Origin of the sequence: Christiangramia sediminis (assembly GCF_020552705.1) — a bacterium.
Classification (GTDB): Bacteria; Bacteroidota; Bacteroidia; order Flavobacteriales; family Flavobacteriaceae; genus Christiangramia; species Christiangramia sediminis.
This window is the reverse complement of record NZ_JAJBZG010000001.1, coordinates 206,069-221,657: the sequence shown is the minus strand read 5'-3', so window position 1 is coordinate 221,657 and position 15,589 is coordinate 206,069. Positions and strand designations below refer to the sequence as shown.

Annotated in this window: 16 protein-coding genes; 15 read left to right on the top strand and 1 reads right to left on the bottom strand. The window is 32.3% G+C overall.

Annotated features, from left to right (window positions below; all coding sequences use genetic code 11):
- The first annotated feature begins 287 nt into the window (after positions 1-287).
- The 14 genes from LGQ90_RS01055 (at position 288) to LGQ90_RS00990 (ending at position 12,387) form a co-directional block, all read left to right on the top strand.
- Positions 288-1,094 carry a helix-turn-helix domain-containing protein gene (locus tag LGQ90_RS01055; RefSeq protein WP_229337244.1) on the top strand — a complete coding sequence of 269 codons (807 nt, stop codon included), beginning with the start codon at positions 288-290 and terminating at the stop codon, positions 1,092-1,094.
- A gap of 64 nt (positions 1,095-1,158) precedes the next feature.
- Positions 1,159-2,817, top strand: coding sequence for a serine hydrolase domain-containing protein (locus tag LGQ90_RS01050; RefSeq protein WP_229337242.1), 1,659 nt, complete (start codon positions 1,159-1,161; stop codon positions 2,815-2,817).
- Between the two features lie 343 nt (positions 2,818-3,160).
- Positions 3,161-3,997, top strand: coding sequence for a LytR/AlgR family response regulator transcription factor (locus LGQ90_RS01045; RefSeq protein WP_229337240.1), 837 nt, complete (start codon positions 3,161-3,163; stop codon positions 3,995-3,997).
- A 416-nt stretch (positions 3,998-4,413) separates the two neighbouring features.
- Positions 4,414-4,785, top strand: coding sequence for a CPBP family intramembrane glutamic endopeptidase (locus LGQ90_RS01040; protein ID WP_229337238.1), 372 nt, complete (start codon positions 4,414-4,416; stop codon positions 4,783-4,785).
- A 199-nt stretch (positions 4,786-4,984) separates the two neighbouring features.
- Positions 4,985-5,917: an endonuclease/exonuclease/phosphatase family protein gene (locus tag LGQ90_RS01035; protein WP_229337236.1), complete on the top strand. Its 933-nt coding sequence runs from the start codon at positions 4,985-4,987 to the stop codon at positions 5,915-5,917.
- A 241-nt stretch (positions 5,918-6,158) separates the two neighbouring features.
- On the top strand, positions 6,159-6,596 hold the full coding sequence (locus LGQ90_RS01030) for a hypothetical protein (RefSeq protein ID WP_229337234.1): 438 nt from the start codon (positions 6,159-6,161) through the stop codon (positions 6,594-6,596).
- 121 nt (positions 6,597-6,717) lie between these two features.
- The gene (locus LGQ90_RS01025; protein ID WP_229337232.1) at positions 6,718-7,290 is read left to right on the top strand and encodes a Ger(x)C family spore germination protein; all 573 of its coding nucleotides are present in this window, start codon (positions 6,718-6,720) and stop codon (positions 7,288-7,290) included.
- Between the two features lie 184 nt (positions 7,291-7,474).
- A complete protein-coding gene (locus tag LGQ90_RS01020) occupies positions 7,475-7,951 on the top strand; it encodes a hypothetical protein (RefSeq protein WP_229337230.1) in 477 nt (158 codons plus the stop codon).
- Between the two features lie 169 nt (positions 7,952-8,120).
- Positions 8,121-9,401, top strand: a complete 1,281-nt coding sequence (locus LGQ90_RS01015; RefSeq protein WP_229337228.1) for an erythromycin esterase family protein — start codon at positions 8,121-8,123, stop codon at positions 9,399-9,401.
- A 64-nt stretch (positions 9,402-9,465) separates the two neighbouring features.
- Positions 9,466-9,861, top strand: coding sequence for a hypothetical protein (locus tag LGQ90_RS01010; RefSeq protein ID WP_229337226.1), 396 nt, complete (start codon positions 9,466-9,468; stop codon positions 9,859-9,861).
- Positions 9,862-10,019: 158 nt separating this feature from the next.
- Positions 10,020-10,538, top strand: coding sequence for a hypothetical protein (locus LGQ90_RS01005; RefSeq protein ID WP_229337224.1), 519 nt, complete (start codon positions 10,020-10,022; stop codon positions 10,536-10,538).
- Between the two features lie 194 nt (positions 10,539-10,732).
- The gene (locus LGQ90_RS01000; protein WP_229337222.1) at positions 10,733-11,113 is read left to right on the top strand and encodes a hypothetical protein; all 381 of its coding nucleotides are present in this window, start codon (positions 10,733-10,735) and stop codon (positions 11,111-11,113) included.
- A 214-nt stretch (positions 11,114-11,327) separates the two neighbouring features.
- Positions 11,328-11,813, top strand: coding sequence for a DUF423 domain-containing protein (locus tag LGQ90_RS00995; protein ID WP_229337220.1), 486 nt, complete (start codon positions 11,328-11,330; stop codon positions 11,811-11,813).
- 169 nt (positions 11,814-11,982) lie between these two features.
- The gene (locus LGQ90_RS00990) at positions 11,983-12,387 is read left to right on the top strand and encodes a hypothetical protein (protein ID WP_229337218.1); all 405 of its coding nucleotides are present in this window, start codon (positions 11,983-11,985) and stop codon (positions 12,385-12,387) included.
- Here LGQ90_RS00990 and LGQ90_RS00985 read toward each other — a convergent pair.
- The gene (locus LGQ90_RS00985) at positions 12,384-13,862 is read right to left on the bottom strand and encodes a helix-turn-helix domain-containing protein (RefSeq protein WP_229338519.1); all 1,479 of its coding nucleotides are present in this window, start codon (positions 13,860-13,862) and stop codon (positions 12,384-12,386) included. The two genes, LGQ90_RS00990 and LGQ90_RS00985, sit on opposite strands and share 4 nt — an antisense overlap.
- Before the next feature lie 119 nt (positions 13,863-13,981).
- Here LGQ90_RS00985 and aceB point away from each other — a divergent pair, with 119 nt between their 5' ends.
- Positions 13,982-15,580 carry a malate synthase A gene (gene aceB, locus LGQ90_RS00980; RefSeq protein ID WP_229337216.1) on the top strand — a complete coding sequence of 533 codons (1,599 nt, stop codon included), beginning with the start codon at positions 13,982-13,984 and terminating at the stop codon, positions 15,578-15,580.
- Positions 15,581-15,589: the final 9 nt, after the last annotated feature.

Below are 15,589 nucleotides of genomic sequence, written 5' to 3'. Positions count from 1 at the left end.
ACAGAACTAAACGAAATTAAAGTAGAAAAGAGAGGGGATTATCATTGTTGACGGAATCTCAAGTTCCCACGGTTAATTTAACCTTATTCCTCTCTTTTGTTCTTTCTGGTTATACAATTAAAATTTAGAGAAATTAAACTTAAGACGGTTTATCGCCAATAAGCGGTAGCGCTAGAAAGAAAATAATTAACTTGACCGACAAATCAATACTAAGCCGAAAAATCCGCGTTCCTTACTCCACCAACTGGCGAAAACCGAGACCGTTGGCAACAAGCTGAAGAAACAGAATGAACAAACTACAAACAGGCGAGTTTTACGGAACACACTACCAAAAATTACCCTTTGAAAATCTTATCCTTACCGATACAGAATATACTCACAGTAAAGTTGATTGGCATTATCACGAAAATCCTTATTTCACATATCTGCTTCAAGGCAAATTATTTGAATCTAATAAAAGCGAATCTTACTATTTAGAACCTGGAAGTTTATTATTTCATAATTGGCAAGACGCACACTACAATATAAAACCACAGGAATTTACAAGAGGATTTCATATTGAAATGAATGAAAATTGGTTTTCAAATTTTGATATTCAAACAACAAATTTTGAAGGAAGTATCAACTTAAAGAATCCATTAATTAAAAAATCAATTAACAAAGTGTTCATTGAATCTAAAATAAACGACCAGTTTTCAAATTTGAATATAGACACTTTCTTGATAGAAATATTCAGTAATATTAAGGGAATTAAAGACCAAAATTCAAAAAATCCTATTTGGGTAAAAAAACTTCAAGAACTACTATTTGAAGAACAAATCGATTATTCTCTAAAAAATTTGAGCTCAATTATAGGCCTACATCCAGTACATTTATCAAGAGAATTTAGTAGATATTTTGGAACAAGTTTAGGAAACTACATAAGACTAATAAAAGTCAACCAAGCTTTTAACCTGATCATTTTAAACCAGTTTTCAATGACTGAAATTTGCTATCAATGTGGTTTTTCTGATCAAAGCCATTTTATCACAAGCTTTAAAAGAATTTACCAAACGACACCTTCAAAATTCTTCAAAAAAATTTTCCAATGCTAATTTTATACAATTTTGGAGGTTTAAATAATCTCATCTTTGTTTCTTCATCAAAAATCAATCAAAAATGAAATTTCAAGGAATTCTTATCTTCTTTTTTATAATTCCTACATTTAGTGTTTCAGGCCAAAATATGGCGGATTACACAAGCAGTTGGGAGGGGAAAATAGAAAATTCAAAAACATTCAATTTCACAGTGGTAATAGAAGGTTTACACACTGAAAATGCTGTTTTTAAAATTTCTAATGATAAAAATATAATTCATACAGCATTCAATTTTGATACAGATAAACTTATTAAAATTCCTATAAGTGAAGATTTATCATTTACGGGAGATTTGTCGGAAAATAGCAAAGAAATAAACGGGTTCATCAAATCTGGCCTATTGTTATATCAAATAAAATTAACCAAGTCGAAAACTAACACTTTTTTAGGAACTTGGAATATATTGATGGTGGATGAACTTAAATCTCTAAATTTTTATTTAAGTGTAGAAAACGGTTCTGATAACGAGTATCAAGCATATCCTATTCTTGCCGATGACCGTTTTACTGGAACTTGGTGTGCAAATTTTCAAAAGAAAAATGACAGTATTTCCTTTGTAGATTTTAAAACAGGACTGAAATTTAAAGGGAAACTATTTTCTCATAAAATTCAATTGGGAATTTATTTAGGAAATAGTTTAGTAATGCAGACAGGCTTAAAAAAATCTCAAAGCAATTGGAAAATAGGTGATTTTGCAACAAATAAAATTAACGGGAATCTTCAACTTACAGAAATGGAATCACTCATTTTAAAAGATTCTCTACCTAATACGCATTCTGTTCTGATTTCAAAAAATGGCAAAATAATTTATGAAAACTATTTTGATGGCTACAATTCAAAAATTCCACACGATATGCGTTCAGCATCAAAAAGTATTTCTTCTGCCATAGTGGGTATCGCAAAAGACAAATATTTATTTAATACTGTGGACCAATCCATTTTTGAATTTTTACCTAAAAAATACCAAATCAATAAAGACAGTCTAAATAGTAAAATCGACATCAAAAGTCTTTTGACTATGAGTTCGGGCTTGGATGCTGTTGATTTTGGTATCAAACGAAAATCAGTAGCATCAGAAGACAACTATCAACCTACCCAAGACTGGATTAAAACGATTTTAGACGCGCCAATGATTAATGAGCCTAATAAACACGCTAACTATGGGTCTGCAAATCCATACCTTGTTGGCGTAGCGATGGACTCTATTATTTCTGAACCATTGGAGATATTTATGGACAAAAACTTATTTCAAAAGCTGGAAATTTCAAATTATATAATACAAACGGATATGACCGGTCGTCCATATTTTGGTGGTGGAATGTATTTGACCCCAAGAGATATGATGAAGTTCGGAAAATTGTATCTTAACAAAGGTAAATCAAACGGAAAACAAATCTTGTCAGAGAAGTGGATAAACGATTCTTTTAAAAATTATCGTGTTTTAGAAAATACAGCTGATGAAAACGGATACGGTTATTTATGGTGGCATTACAATTATGAACTTAACGGAGATTCTATAGAATCAATCGAGGCAAGAGGTGCTGGTGGACAATATATTTTCATACTACCAAAATTGGAAATGGTCGTTGTAATAACATCTGGAAATTACAGAAACTCAAAAACACAACAACCAGAAAAAATATTAGAAAAATACATTCTACCTTATATTAAAACTGAATAAGGCCAGTTGCCAACAACCGTTCTCCGCAAATAACGGGTAGCTAGGTGAAAATTGTTATTTTAGAGACCAATTATTAAAACCACTAATCCGACAAATCAGCGTCCTTATTCCCGCAACTTGCGGTAACCGGAGACGTTGCTAAAAATACTCAAGAAAGATTCTTCATAGTAACTTTCCACTTTATCACGGATCCCTTTTACAATTAACGACAGAATTTGCTTCTATTAAATGAGTAGAAGAATAATAAAATGAATTCTATGTATGACAAGCAACATTCTCTCTAAAACATAAAGGAAAAATTATTCTTTACTTTTGAAGCTGACAAAATGAAGCTTTTAATTTCATGAGTACTACAAAACCATCTAAGAATAATTTAAAAAATATTTGGCATACAGTTTCCGGTAGCACTGCATGGCTATGGTTTGAAAAATTAATTGTATTTATCCTTTTTTCGTTAGTAGTAAATCATCTAGCAACCCGCGATAGTTTCCCAGGCAGTGAATCTTATAGATTCCCTTTAGAAGGTTTTCTGTCATCTATTGTTTTATGTATTCTTATTGGAATCATAGCGGATATTAATTTTCAATTTTATAAGAAGAAGTATTTGTCTAAAAAGGTAGAAATTAACAGCATAGTTCGGTTTATTGCTTCTACTCTGGGATATATTACCATCATGTATATTCCTTTAAATATTGGTTTTGAAATTGTTGCAGGAGGACAAATGGAATTCTACTCTTTATTAATTGGTTTGATAATCACCTTGTTATTGAGTTTTATACTTATAGGCTTATTGTATGCACTAGACATTTACAATTTGTACAAATTATCCATGAAAGATGCCGAAATTACTATTGAAAGTGGCGCGAAAACAACTAAGTTGACCTATGAAAATATTGCGTGCTTCTATAGCGAAAATAAGATTGTATATACTATTCAAATTGATGGTACAATAATAACTACAGATTTCACATTGAATGATCTTGAAGAAAAGATTAACGATCAATTGTTTTTTAGAGCCAATCGGCAAATTATTGTCCATAAAGATGCTATTGAACAAATTGAAAAGATTGAAAATGGTAAGTTGCTTATTTGGTTAAAATCATCTATTCAAAATGATTCAATTGGTAAAATCAATATCAGTCGTTACAAACGGAAAACATTTCTGAATTGGTTCCAGTAAATCATACTAAAAGATTAGCGACTATTCAGACATTCATTTATAACCATTCGGTAAAAGCATAAGCATTTAAGGGGGCTTTGAGAGATTTTGTTCATTAATTCGTAAGGAATTTAAAATCAAAATTAAATGAACAATATAAGGTTACGACGAACATTAACTCCCATAATTACCCTTGCAATCATATGCTTTTTATGGTTTGGGCCAATACATATTAGTTATATAGAAAACATTATCATTTCTATATTAATTATAATAGCGAATTATATAGAGTATAGGGGAAAACCATTTTCAGCACTTGGATTTCAACGTGAAAAATTCACATTCAAAAATATCCTCATACTGGCTCCATTAGTGGCATTATGCCTCTTTGCTTTTTATGTTTTTATATTAGTCCCTGGAGTCACAAGCTCACGGGAATGCCAATAGATTATTCAAGTTTTGATCAATTAAAAGGTAATCTCCAGGCCTGTTTAATTGCCTTATTAGTTGTCTGGATTACGGCAGGATTTGGAGAGGAAATTATCTTCCGCGGTTATTTTATGCGACAGTTTGTAAAATTCTTTGGAGATGGCAAGGTTAGTATTTTTCTTAATATAGTCTTGTTTGCCGTCTTTTTTGGATATATGCATAGTTATCAAGGAATAACTGGACAGTTAGTTTCAGGGACTATAGGAGCACTCTTGGCATTGGTATTTTATTTACGCAAATACGATTTGTGGTTTGTTATTGCTGTCCATGGTTTTTTTGATACCATTGCTTTAATTTGTATTTATTTTGGTTTAGCGTAACAATACCATACTATAACAATTGAAATAATTAAATTTGGGGACTTTCGTACTTTTACCAACATAGGTTCATCACCAATAAGCGGCACCGTTAGAAAGAAAATAATTAACTTAACCAACAAACCAATACCAAGCCGACAAACCCGAGTCCCCTATTCCGCTAACTAGCTATAAACACCGCCGTTGTGCAAAATTTAACTTTATGAAAGTATTGTCTTTAAAGAATCTGACTTGGCTATTAATTATTGGAGTTCTATTAGTTTCATTCTTACCAAACATTATTTCTAACTATTGGTTAATAGATATATTTTCAAACTTTAAATTTCAATATTTAGTAATCTCTGTATTATTAGTTTTCCCTACGATCTTCTTTCTAAAGAAGAAATTAGCCGCCCTTTTAATGCTAAGTGCTTGTTTCCTTTGGAATTTTTATTATATAGTTCCATACTATATAAAATCAGAAAACTTCAATTCTGGAAAGGAAGTTAAGATTACAAGTATTAATCTCTTTTCCAGTAATTCTCAAGATGATTTAGTCTTAAAATACATTAACCAAGAAGATCCAGACATATTAATTTTAATGGAGCTAACTCCAAATTGGCTGGAAAAATTATCTCCCATAATGGATAAATATAAATCCAAAGAAATAGTTCCACGATCAGATAATTTTGGAATTGCTTTATTGAGTAAATATAAAATGAGAAGTGCCATTGATTACTTTGAATTAAATAACAAACCTTCAATTGTTAGCGACTTAAAAATTGAAAATCATAACTTTTCAATTATTGCAACTCATCCTGTTCCTCCTATAAGCCAGGAAACTTTCGAGAACAGAAATAAACAATTAGCTAATATAATTCTTAACCGACCTCGATTCTCAGATAACCTAATAATAGTTGGAGACTTCAATACATCTTCTTTCTCTAATCATTTTAATCAACTAATAAATAAAGATTTAAAAGATAGTAGATTTGGGTTTGGACTTTTACCAACTTGGCCAGCAAGTCTTAAAGTATTTCAAACAACTTTAGACCATATCTTAGTCTCAGATCATTTAAAGGTGATTGAAAGAAATACGGGGCCTGATATTGGTTCTGACCATTTACCAATTAACCTCATAATTGGAGTTAATTAAACTGCGCACAACAGCGGTTCACTGCAAATAACGGGTAGCTAAATGAAAATTGTTATTTTAGAGACCAAATTATTAAAACCACTAATTCGACAATTCCACGTCCTGACTCTCGCAACTTGCGGTAACCGGGACCCACAATATTTTGAAAGTGCATTTGAATTTTAAATCCATAATGATTAATTCTAACTGAAGCAAAAGAATTATCAATCTGATTCATTAAAGAAATTATAGAATTTAAAACATGAGAAAAATTTATTTCGATAAACTACAAAGTCTACAAAATGGGATATTATTAGGTATTTCAATCTTATGTTTTCTAATTTCTGGCATTGATTACTTCACAGAAAAGATTGAAAATTTAGATAAATTTTTAAGAGTTCTAGGACATTTATGCCTGATTTTAATATGGTGCAAAATGCTAATTTTTAGATATTCTGTTTCCTGGAATAAGGAAGGAATAAATATTAGAATCAAAAACTTCTTTGGTAAAGGATTTAGCTTCAGAAAAATAAGAAAATTCCAAATAGATGATGATAAATTAACCATATACAAAATCGGGAAAAAGAAATATGAATTCGACTTAAGTAAAGTTGAAAAGTCGAGTAAAGAGAAGTTAGTTGAAATCTTAGAACAGAATACGGTGGGCAACAACGATTCACCACAAATAACAGGTAATTGATCAAAATGGTTATTTTTAGAGACCAATTATGAAAACCACTAATCCTACAAATCCGCGTCCTTACTCTCGCAACTTCCGGTAGCCGGAGACGTTAGCTGTAATATTCATATAAATTTGAAAAATGAACAAAAACGGACTATTACTTTATTTAATAATACTCACTTTTATTGGGGGATATTCTCAGGAAAAAGAATCCTATGATTTAAAGGTTTCCTACTCTGGCATGATCAAAAACTATAAAATTGATTATCACAAGACGGATAAGAAAATATTCTTAGTGGTAAATAAAGAAAAATCCACCAGAAAATTCACCAAGGAAGATAGATTAAAATTAATGCGTCTAATCGAAGTAAAAACTTCTGACTCAAAAAAAGAAATAGCTAAAATAGTAGAAAACTACAAAGAATATAAATCTGATACTTTAGCGTTTGAACATGGTGATTTGATAAAAGAAAAAATTGACAAATTTGTAGAAAACTGGGATGATATAAAACAGAACTTAGAAATAAATCCTGATCAGAGAATCATTCTTGATGGATATATGGTCAAATTATCTTTGGAGAAATATCATCAAAACTATGAAGACATATATGCGCATACGCCAACTCTGAAATCTCATCCACGAATATTTGAATTACTTTCAGATTTAGAAAATTATTACAAAAAATGGGCTGAAAATCCAGTGATCGACTAGAAACCTACAGCTAAGATCGGTTGATCGTAAATAACGGTTTAAGTGGAAAAAATGTTATTTTAGAAACCAGAAAATAAAAAACTAATCCCACAATTCCGCGTCCCCTACTCCGCCAACTGGCGATAATTGGGACTGCATCATTAATTAAATGAGAAACGTAACTAAAACCCTCTTAAAACAGAAAATGAAAAATCAAATTATCTTATTTCTCTTATTAATTATATCATTCAATTCTATATCGGCTCAAAATGAAAAGTACCACGAAATAGAATACAAAAAAATTGCAGAAGGAATCGACTCTCCAATTCCTGATTTACAAATTGTTTGCTTCAATAAATTTTTCAATAAGGATTATTTACCAAAAGAGTTTAATGAAAAGTATAATCTTACTGATAAAAAATTATTCAAAAAGAAGATGTTGGTGGAAATCTTCCACTCGGATCAAGAGGGCGTAGGATTAGATAAAATTGAGATAGTAAATATAAAAGAAGGACGCAAAAGCATCCAGATTCAATACAATCTTATAAACGCTAATAAGGATAATGATAATGAACAATTATCACCCTTTATAATCTTACAAATTCCAAAATCTAAAAAGGATATAAAGTTTATCAGAGATGGTGCTGACTTAGGTCAGACTAAAAAAACGTACGTGGATTAATTAACTACGCAAAACAACTTTTAACCGCCAATAGCCGGCACCGTTAGAAGGAAAATAATTAACTTAACCAACAAACCAATACTAAGCCGACAATGCCGCGTTTCCTAGTCCGCCAACTTGCGATTACCGAGAACGTAGTGAAAAATTTTAAAGAAACCCCAACCTATAAATGAGATATTTTCAAATTGCAATCATACTCCTGATAACATCAAATGTTCCTGCTCAAAAAAAAGAAACAGTTCAATGGATCAATGAGAATCTGATAGAAATCGAAGATGCGCACACTGAATCCAGACTTGAAATTTTCGATAATAATGTTCCTAAACAGTTTTCGAATGCAAAGATATTTGGCTTTGGAGAAGCAACCCATCACGGCAAAGAATTCTTCAATATAAAAACCAAGTTTTTTAAATATTTAGTTTTAAAGAAGAATGTAAAAGCTTTTTTAATGGAAGAATCTTATCCCGCAGAATCCGGAATAAATGAATGGATTAGTGGTGGGAAAGGCAACCCGGAAACTATAGCTACAAATTTCAGTATTGTTCCCTGGCGTACTAAAGAAGTTGTAAATCTTCTAAAATGGATGAGAAATTATAATTTGAATAAATCAAAGAATGAGCAAATTCATTTCTATGGAATAGATATTCAGTATGTAGGAGGCATAAATAAAAAAATTAGAGATTTTGTAAAAAACCACAAGATAGAAATTAATGAAAGCTTACTTTCTGTTGTAGATAGATGTGCGGATAAAAAAGTTGATTATAATGCATCTACGGATTGGGCTGATCGAAATATTCCAGAACTGGAAAAAGTAAAAAAAATCATATTGGGTTCTCAATCCAGTTCTTCTAGTGAAACCAAGGATATTCTAAGAGCATTAGACTATCTTATAGGTTATACATTCTACGTACAAAATCATAAAAGCCAAGTTCGGGATTTAAAGATGTTTGAAAATGCTAAATACATAATTGATAATTTAACTACTAATGGGAAGGCTTTTATTTGGGCGCACAATGAACATATCAACAATCTTGAAATGTTATCCTATGGTAGCGGATGGACTAATTTAGGAGCACGTTTAAAAAAACAATATAAAGATAAATACTACAGTGTAGGTTTCGATTTCGGGATTGGAAATTTAAGAGGTTATGTTGTAGAAAAGAACCAACCAAATCATTGGGAGGTATTCTCATTAAGACAACCATACAAAAAAACATACTCCGCAACTTTGCTTGAAGCAGATAAGGACATTTATTTTATTAGTTTAAATCAGGCAAAAGATGATTCTATAGATTTTTTCGATAAAAAAGAAAAACAATTAATTTTAGGAGGAGCAGGTTATAATCCGAAAAATTATCATTTAATTAAAAAGAAATTCTGTGAAATGTATGATGGGTTAATATTCATAAAGAAAATTTCAGTTCCAGATTATAATTTAGATCAGATTTAAAACACTCAAAAATGAAAAGGTTTAGTTTTATAAAAGACTGAATTGAACTCAAGATTTTCGAACTATGAATTATTATAAAACTATTTTGCTATTACTTTTTATTAATACGGCATACGCTCAGGAATACCAATCAAAAAATGAATTAAAGAAACAAATAATTGGGACCTGGCATCATGAAAAAAGTCCTGAAGATAAAATTGTATTTTTTAAAGATGGATCCTTAAAAAGATTTCTTGGAGATAATTTAAGATCAACAAGTAGATACAAAATTACAAAGGAATGCGACGGAGAAAAGCTCTTACAAAATAATTTCTTTCTTAAAGAAACTAGTCAAAATGGAACTTCTAGTTGTGCATATATTGAAGGAGTTAATTATAACGGTAACGGGATCTTATCTTTAATGACTAAATCTCAAGGCAAAATTATAGTTTTTAAAAAGGATCTAACAAATAATCCATAATTTAAAACTTGCATTAACAAGGGTTCACCGCATATAACGAGTAGTTTCCTGAAAATGCTTATTTTAGAGACCAATTACTAAAACATCTAATGTCCCAAAGTTCAAGTTCTTTTATCCGCAACTTGGGGTAACTGGAAGAAGTTATGCAGTATTAAATTATGAGACAACTAATTACAATAATGATTTTATCACTTCTCATTATGAGTTGTGAAAATAAGAAGAAATCAAGTTCAAGTAATGAAACTGATTTAATGGAAAGATCGTTTTCTGATTTTAAAGATTTGGCGGTTTTTAAAGAATATAATAAAATTACAGATACTTCGTATGCTAAAGATGGTTATGATTCAACCCATAGAATTACCCATATAAAAAGAAATGAAGAAAATATTGTTCTATTTAACAAGATAACTATAGATGAAAATTACCAGGAACATTATTCAATTATTGATACACTTAAAATTAAAGATCTAAACAGTAATATATATATTTCAATTGGATATTGTGAAATGAAGAATACGCTTCCAGAAGAAATAATTACAATTATGAGAAGGACAGAAAAAGATACAATTCAAGAAATTCTTAAGGCCTGGAAAGCAAACTCAGAAACTAAAAAAATTGAAAAAATAAAAGATATCACTAAACTCAAATGTTTAAATGAATATTATTCTGGTGCTTAACGCTGCATAGCAACGGTTCATCGCCAATAAAAGGTAGCTTTAAAAGAAAATAATTAACTTGACCAACAAGCCAACACTAAGCTACCAAATCCTCGTCCCCTACTCCGCCAACTGGTACTAACCGAGAACGTTGTAATTCATTTGTACGCAACCAAATTTAATTTTTTACATCTTAGATGTAATTAGAGAGAATTATGATAAAAAGAATATCCATATTAAGCTTAATACTTACCCTTGCCATAAGTTGTGATAAGGATTCTCCAATAAAAAGTGAAACTTCTATCAATGGCAATTATTCTGGACTATTTCAAAGGGGGGAACAAATAGGAGAGGTAACTTTAGAATTTCAAAAAATGGAATTTTCAGGCCAAAGTAAAATAACCAAATTTCCTGCAATTTGTGAAGGAAATTATTCTATTGAGAATGATTCCATAAATTTTACAAACACATGTCCATGGACCGCTGAATTTGATTGGACATTGATATTGAACGGAAAATGGAAATATGAAGTTTCCAAAGACCAGTTAATTTTGACAAAATTTAATGGCGATAAATATATTCTCACCAAGAAATAAAGTAAATCGGCAAACGCCCAAAAACTGCTATCGCAAATATTCGACAACTTCACCTACCTCACTCCGTCAACTTATGATAATCACGACCGTTTGTAAATAAGTACAACTTGAAAATATTCAGTTAAAAGAAAAGTTTAAAAAACTTAATCGTAGATTGCTTTAAATTCAAATTATCAAGCAAAAAAGTCACCAAGACCTTTTTTAAAATTGGAATATGAAAGACTGGAGTTTTCAAGTAAAAAATAGTCCCGTAGAGATTAGCAAGCATTTAAAATCTTCACTTGAAAGCGCTAAGAGATTTGCGTTTGATATGAAGCATCATAAAGGTGATCGAGTCAACTTTAGCCTACGAAAAAGGCTTCTGCTTCCATTCGAAATAAATACTCAAAATAATATTATTGTAAATGGAAAAATCTCTAAAACTAAGCTAAGTAATGAAACAGATGTAGTAGTTTCATTTTCTCAACATCCTTTATCTAAATTATTAACGTACGGACATATAGTTTTGGGCTTGGGTTTTTTAGCCGCGATAATTCTAGAATACAGCAATAATCTCTATACATATTTGATTGCCGGAATTTTAATTGTGATAGGAGTTTTACTGGGATTTCATCTTAAAAGGAGTTTTGATAAAAATGTTAAGGAATACAAGAAACTGATTTCTGAAATATTAGACCAAAATTTGAACTATTCGAAATAGATTTTCATCACTGAGCTTACAGTGTTTTTACAGTTCAGAGCAAGGGTTCATTACCATGGGTTATGGAGGTAGAAAGAAAATAATTAATCTGACCAATAAACCAGTACTAAGCCATTAAATCGTACCCAACCCCAATAAAACAAGAATAAAAAATCAAATAGCTCCAACTATGAAAAGTAAAACCATCAGTAAAGGGTTTGTCATCGCCGGTTTAATGAATATGTCTGTATTGGTATTTTCAAGATTTTTCACTAATCCGGTCATACCCGAATTCGATCCTATGGTAATGTCAAATTTCGGATTATTAATGATCGTGATCTGGGGTTTAGCCTATATTTCTGTCGCAAAGAACTACCAAGATATAAAATGGCTGGTAGGAGTATTTGCTATTGAAAAGTTTATTTATGGTTATATCTGGATAAATTGGATGTCACATAATAGCATCGCAGATGTTTACGATAAAGATCTTTTCTCAGGATTATTCTATTCTGTCTATGGAATAAATGACTGGATTTTCTTCTTTTTCTTTTCCTTTGTATTCATCAGGTTAATGGGATCTAAAAATTCATCCTAAGCCTGAAACTTAGCCGTTAATTCATCAACTATAGATTCTATTTTCCTGTTCTTCTCTCGTTTTTCCAGGACTATGGCAGGAGCTTTTCGAACCTCACAATCTTTAATAGCACAACGTTCACAGGTTACGCCCACATTCTCACGGGTGATCTTTTTATCTTCAAGGAAATTTAACTTACGCTCCAGTTGCTTGTTCATTAATAAACCTATACTGATACTTCTGAACTGGTTCTCCCTGAACGGATCTTTCGTTGCTGAAGAAAGTATCAGGTACTTGTTTTTATGACTTGGGTAATTCGAGATCTGGACATCAAATTCATGATCGTTATTAGATTTACTTATCTCTTTGATCACTTTCAGAGACATCCAGCGTCGGCAATAATGCTCATTTGTCTCATTCGCTCTTGGTGAATGATGGTGAGTTAAATGCAACTCTTTATTTAGATAATATTTTCCACTACCGGCCTTATGGGTGATTCTTAAAAAGAACAGATTTTTAAGATTGAATTCCCTGGGAAGAATATTCGTAAGCCGCTGATAAAAAGTTTCGGGAGAAGCGTTATAATCCAGGAGCATTTTCAGAAATAGCGCTTTATCGAAAATTTCCTTTTCAAAAAGGCTTTCTAATTGCAGCGTCAATTTCTCTTTCGGAATAATCAGAGCTCCAGCAAAATAGGAAGCATAAAAATTATTCAGTACCTGGTCAAACCTTTCAAATTTGATCCAGGGGAAAGAATGCAGCCTGTCTGAAATCTCCATAAAATTATAGGCAATTTCCTTGGCATAAATAAAAGTTCGCTGAGCTTCGTCAATTCCTCCAGCAAACAAAAGTGTATTTGTTTTCGGGACAAAAACAGACCTCAAGTTCCCCAAAGCCTCAAATTTTTCCAATTCACTCTCATTAATTTTATAAGCATATTCCTCAACTAGAATTTCCTCCAGATCCTTAGATGATGGAGATTTTGAAAGATCTACCTGGTAGGCTTTTGAAAACTTCAGAACCTGTTGCTCCAGGTCATCAAAGTAATTATTGTTGGCCTCCTGGAAAGAACGTACCGAAGCCAGGAAAAAACTCTCCCTGCTGAAGTTATAATGCTTGGCTATTTCTATGATGGTGCTAATAAATGCGTTGACCTTGGCCGGGGCATTGGAGACGATATCAATAAGGTTACTCTCTTTGATCCCGAATAATTCCAATGGTATTTCTTTCAGTATTTTCGACTGCAGCAATTCACCTATCGGAGCCAGGTTTTTATCAAGTTTTAAAGAGACCATCTGGTCATAAGGCACCTCTAATTGATCAGAAAGCAGGGCAATTTTATCAGGCTTGGGATATTTTTTCCCGTTTTCTATTTCATTTAAATAAGACTTGGATAATCCTGAAAGTTTGGATAACCCGAACAGGGACAAATTCTTCTCAGTCCGTATCTGCTTTAACTTTAATCCGAATATCAGTTTGATATAATCTTCTTCCATAATCCCAAATATATACAATTCTGCGAACATCTATAAATTGCGAATTTATACTTTTAGCGAACGTTCGCTTGTTTTATTGAATTCTTTATTTTAATATTGTCATGTAAAACACTAACACTATGGAAAACACCACATTAAAATCAAGCGACTTAAATTTCGCAAAAGAGGTTACCAATCACTACCCCGAGATTCTAACAGATGAAGCATTAGATTTCCTGGTAGCTCTTCATGAAAAATTCAATACTCAGCGATTATCGCTTTTAGAAAAAAGAGAAGAACAGCAAAAAGTTTTCGATCAGGGAAAATTGCCGGAATTTCCTTCTGAAACAAAATCTATTCGAGAAGGTGATTGGAAAGCAGGAGAAATTCCGCATGATCTTAAAGACAGACGTGTGGAGATCACCGGGCCGGTTGATCGAAAAATGATCATTAATGCATTGAATTCGGGAGCCAAAACTTTTATGGCCGACCTGGAAGACAGCACCTCTCCTACCTGGAAGAATGTGATGGAAGGTCAGCAAAACCTTTTTGATGCCAATACGAAAACGATTTCGCTGGAAGATCCTAAACGTGGAAAATCATATAACCTGAAGGCAGAAACAGCAGTTCTGTTAGTGCGTCCAAGAGGTCTACACCTAAATGAGAAGCACCTGTTAATAAATGAAGAAGAAGCTTCAGGTAGCTTGGTAGATTTTGGACTTTATGTATTCCATAATACTAAAACCATGTTAGAAAATGGCACCGCTCCCTATTTCTATCTTCCGAAATTGGAACACTACAAGGAAGCCCGCTGGTGGAATGAGGTGTTTAATTTCGCCCAGGAATATTTAGAGGTTCCGGTTGGAACTTTTAAAGCAACTGTCCTGGTAGAAACCATCACCGCAAGTTTTCAGTTAGATGAGATCATCTACGAATTAAAAGATCATATCGTTGGACTGAATTGCGGGCGTTGGGATTATATTTTCTCGTATATCAAGAAATTCAGGAATCATAAAGATTTTGTGGTGCCTAACCGTGACCAGGTTACGATGACCTCTCCCTTTATGGAAGCTTATTCCAAATTGGTGATCCAATGCTGTCACAAACGCGGAATTTTAGCGATTGGTGGAATGGCTGCTCAGATCCCGATCAAAAATAATCCAAGAGCGAACGAGGAAGCCATTGAAAAAGTAAGAAAAGACAAGGAGCGTGAAGTTAAAAATGGCCACGATGGCACATGGGTAGCGCATCCAGCCTTAGTTGAAGTTGCATTGTCTGAATTCAATAAACATATGCCACAGGCAAACCAATTGGAGGTAAGCCGGGATGATGTTCAGATCTCAGAAAAAGATCTGGTCGAAATTCCGGAAGGTACCGTAACCGAAGCAGGTATCAGAAAGAATATCAATGTTGGCATCTTATATACAGAAGCCTGGTTAAGAGGTTATGGTGCGGTTGCACTTTACAATCTTATGGAAGATGCTGCTACCGCCGAAATTTCCAGAACCCAGCTGTGGCAATGGCTTAAAAATGAAGTTATTCTTGAAAACGGAAGAAAATTCACGATGGAACTATATATCGATATTTTCGAGGATGAAATTGAAAAAATTATAACCGAATACGGAGAGTCAAACATCAAGAACACAAAGTTCGAATTAGCTTTTAAACTATTCGACAAATTAGTGATTTCAGAAAGATTCGAAGAATTCTTAACGCTTCCGGCGTATAAACATATATAAAAAATTGTC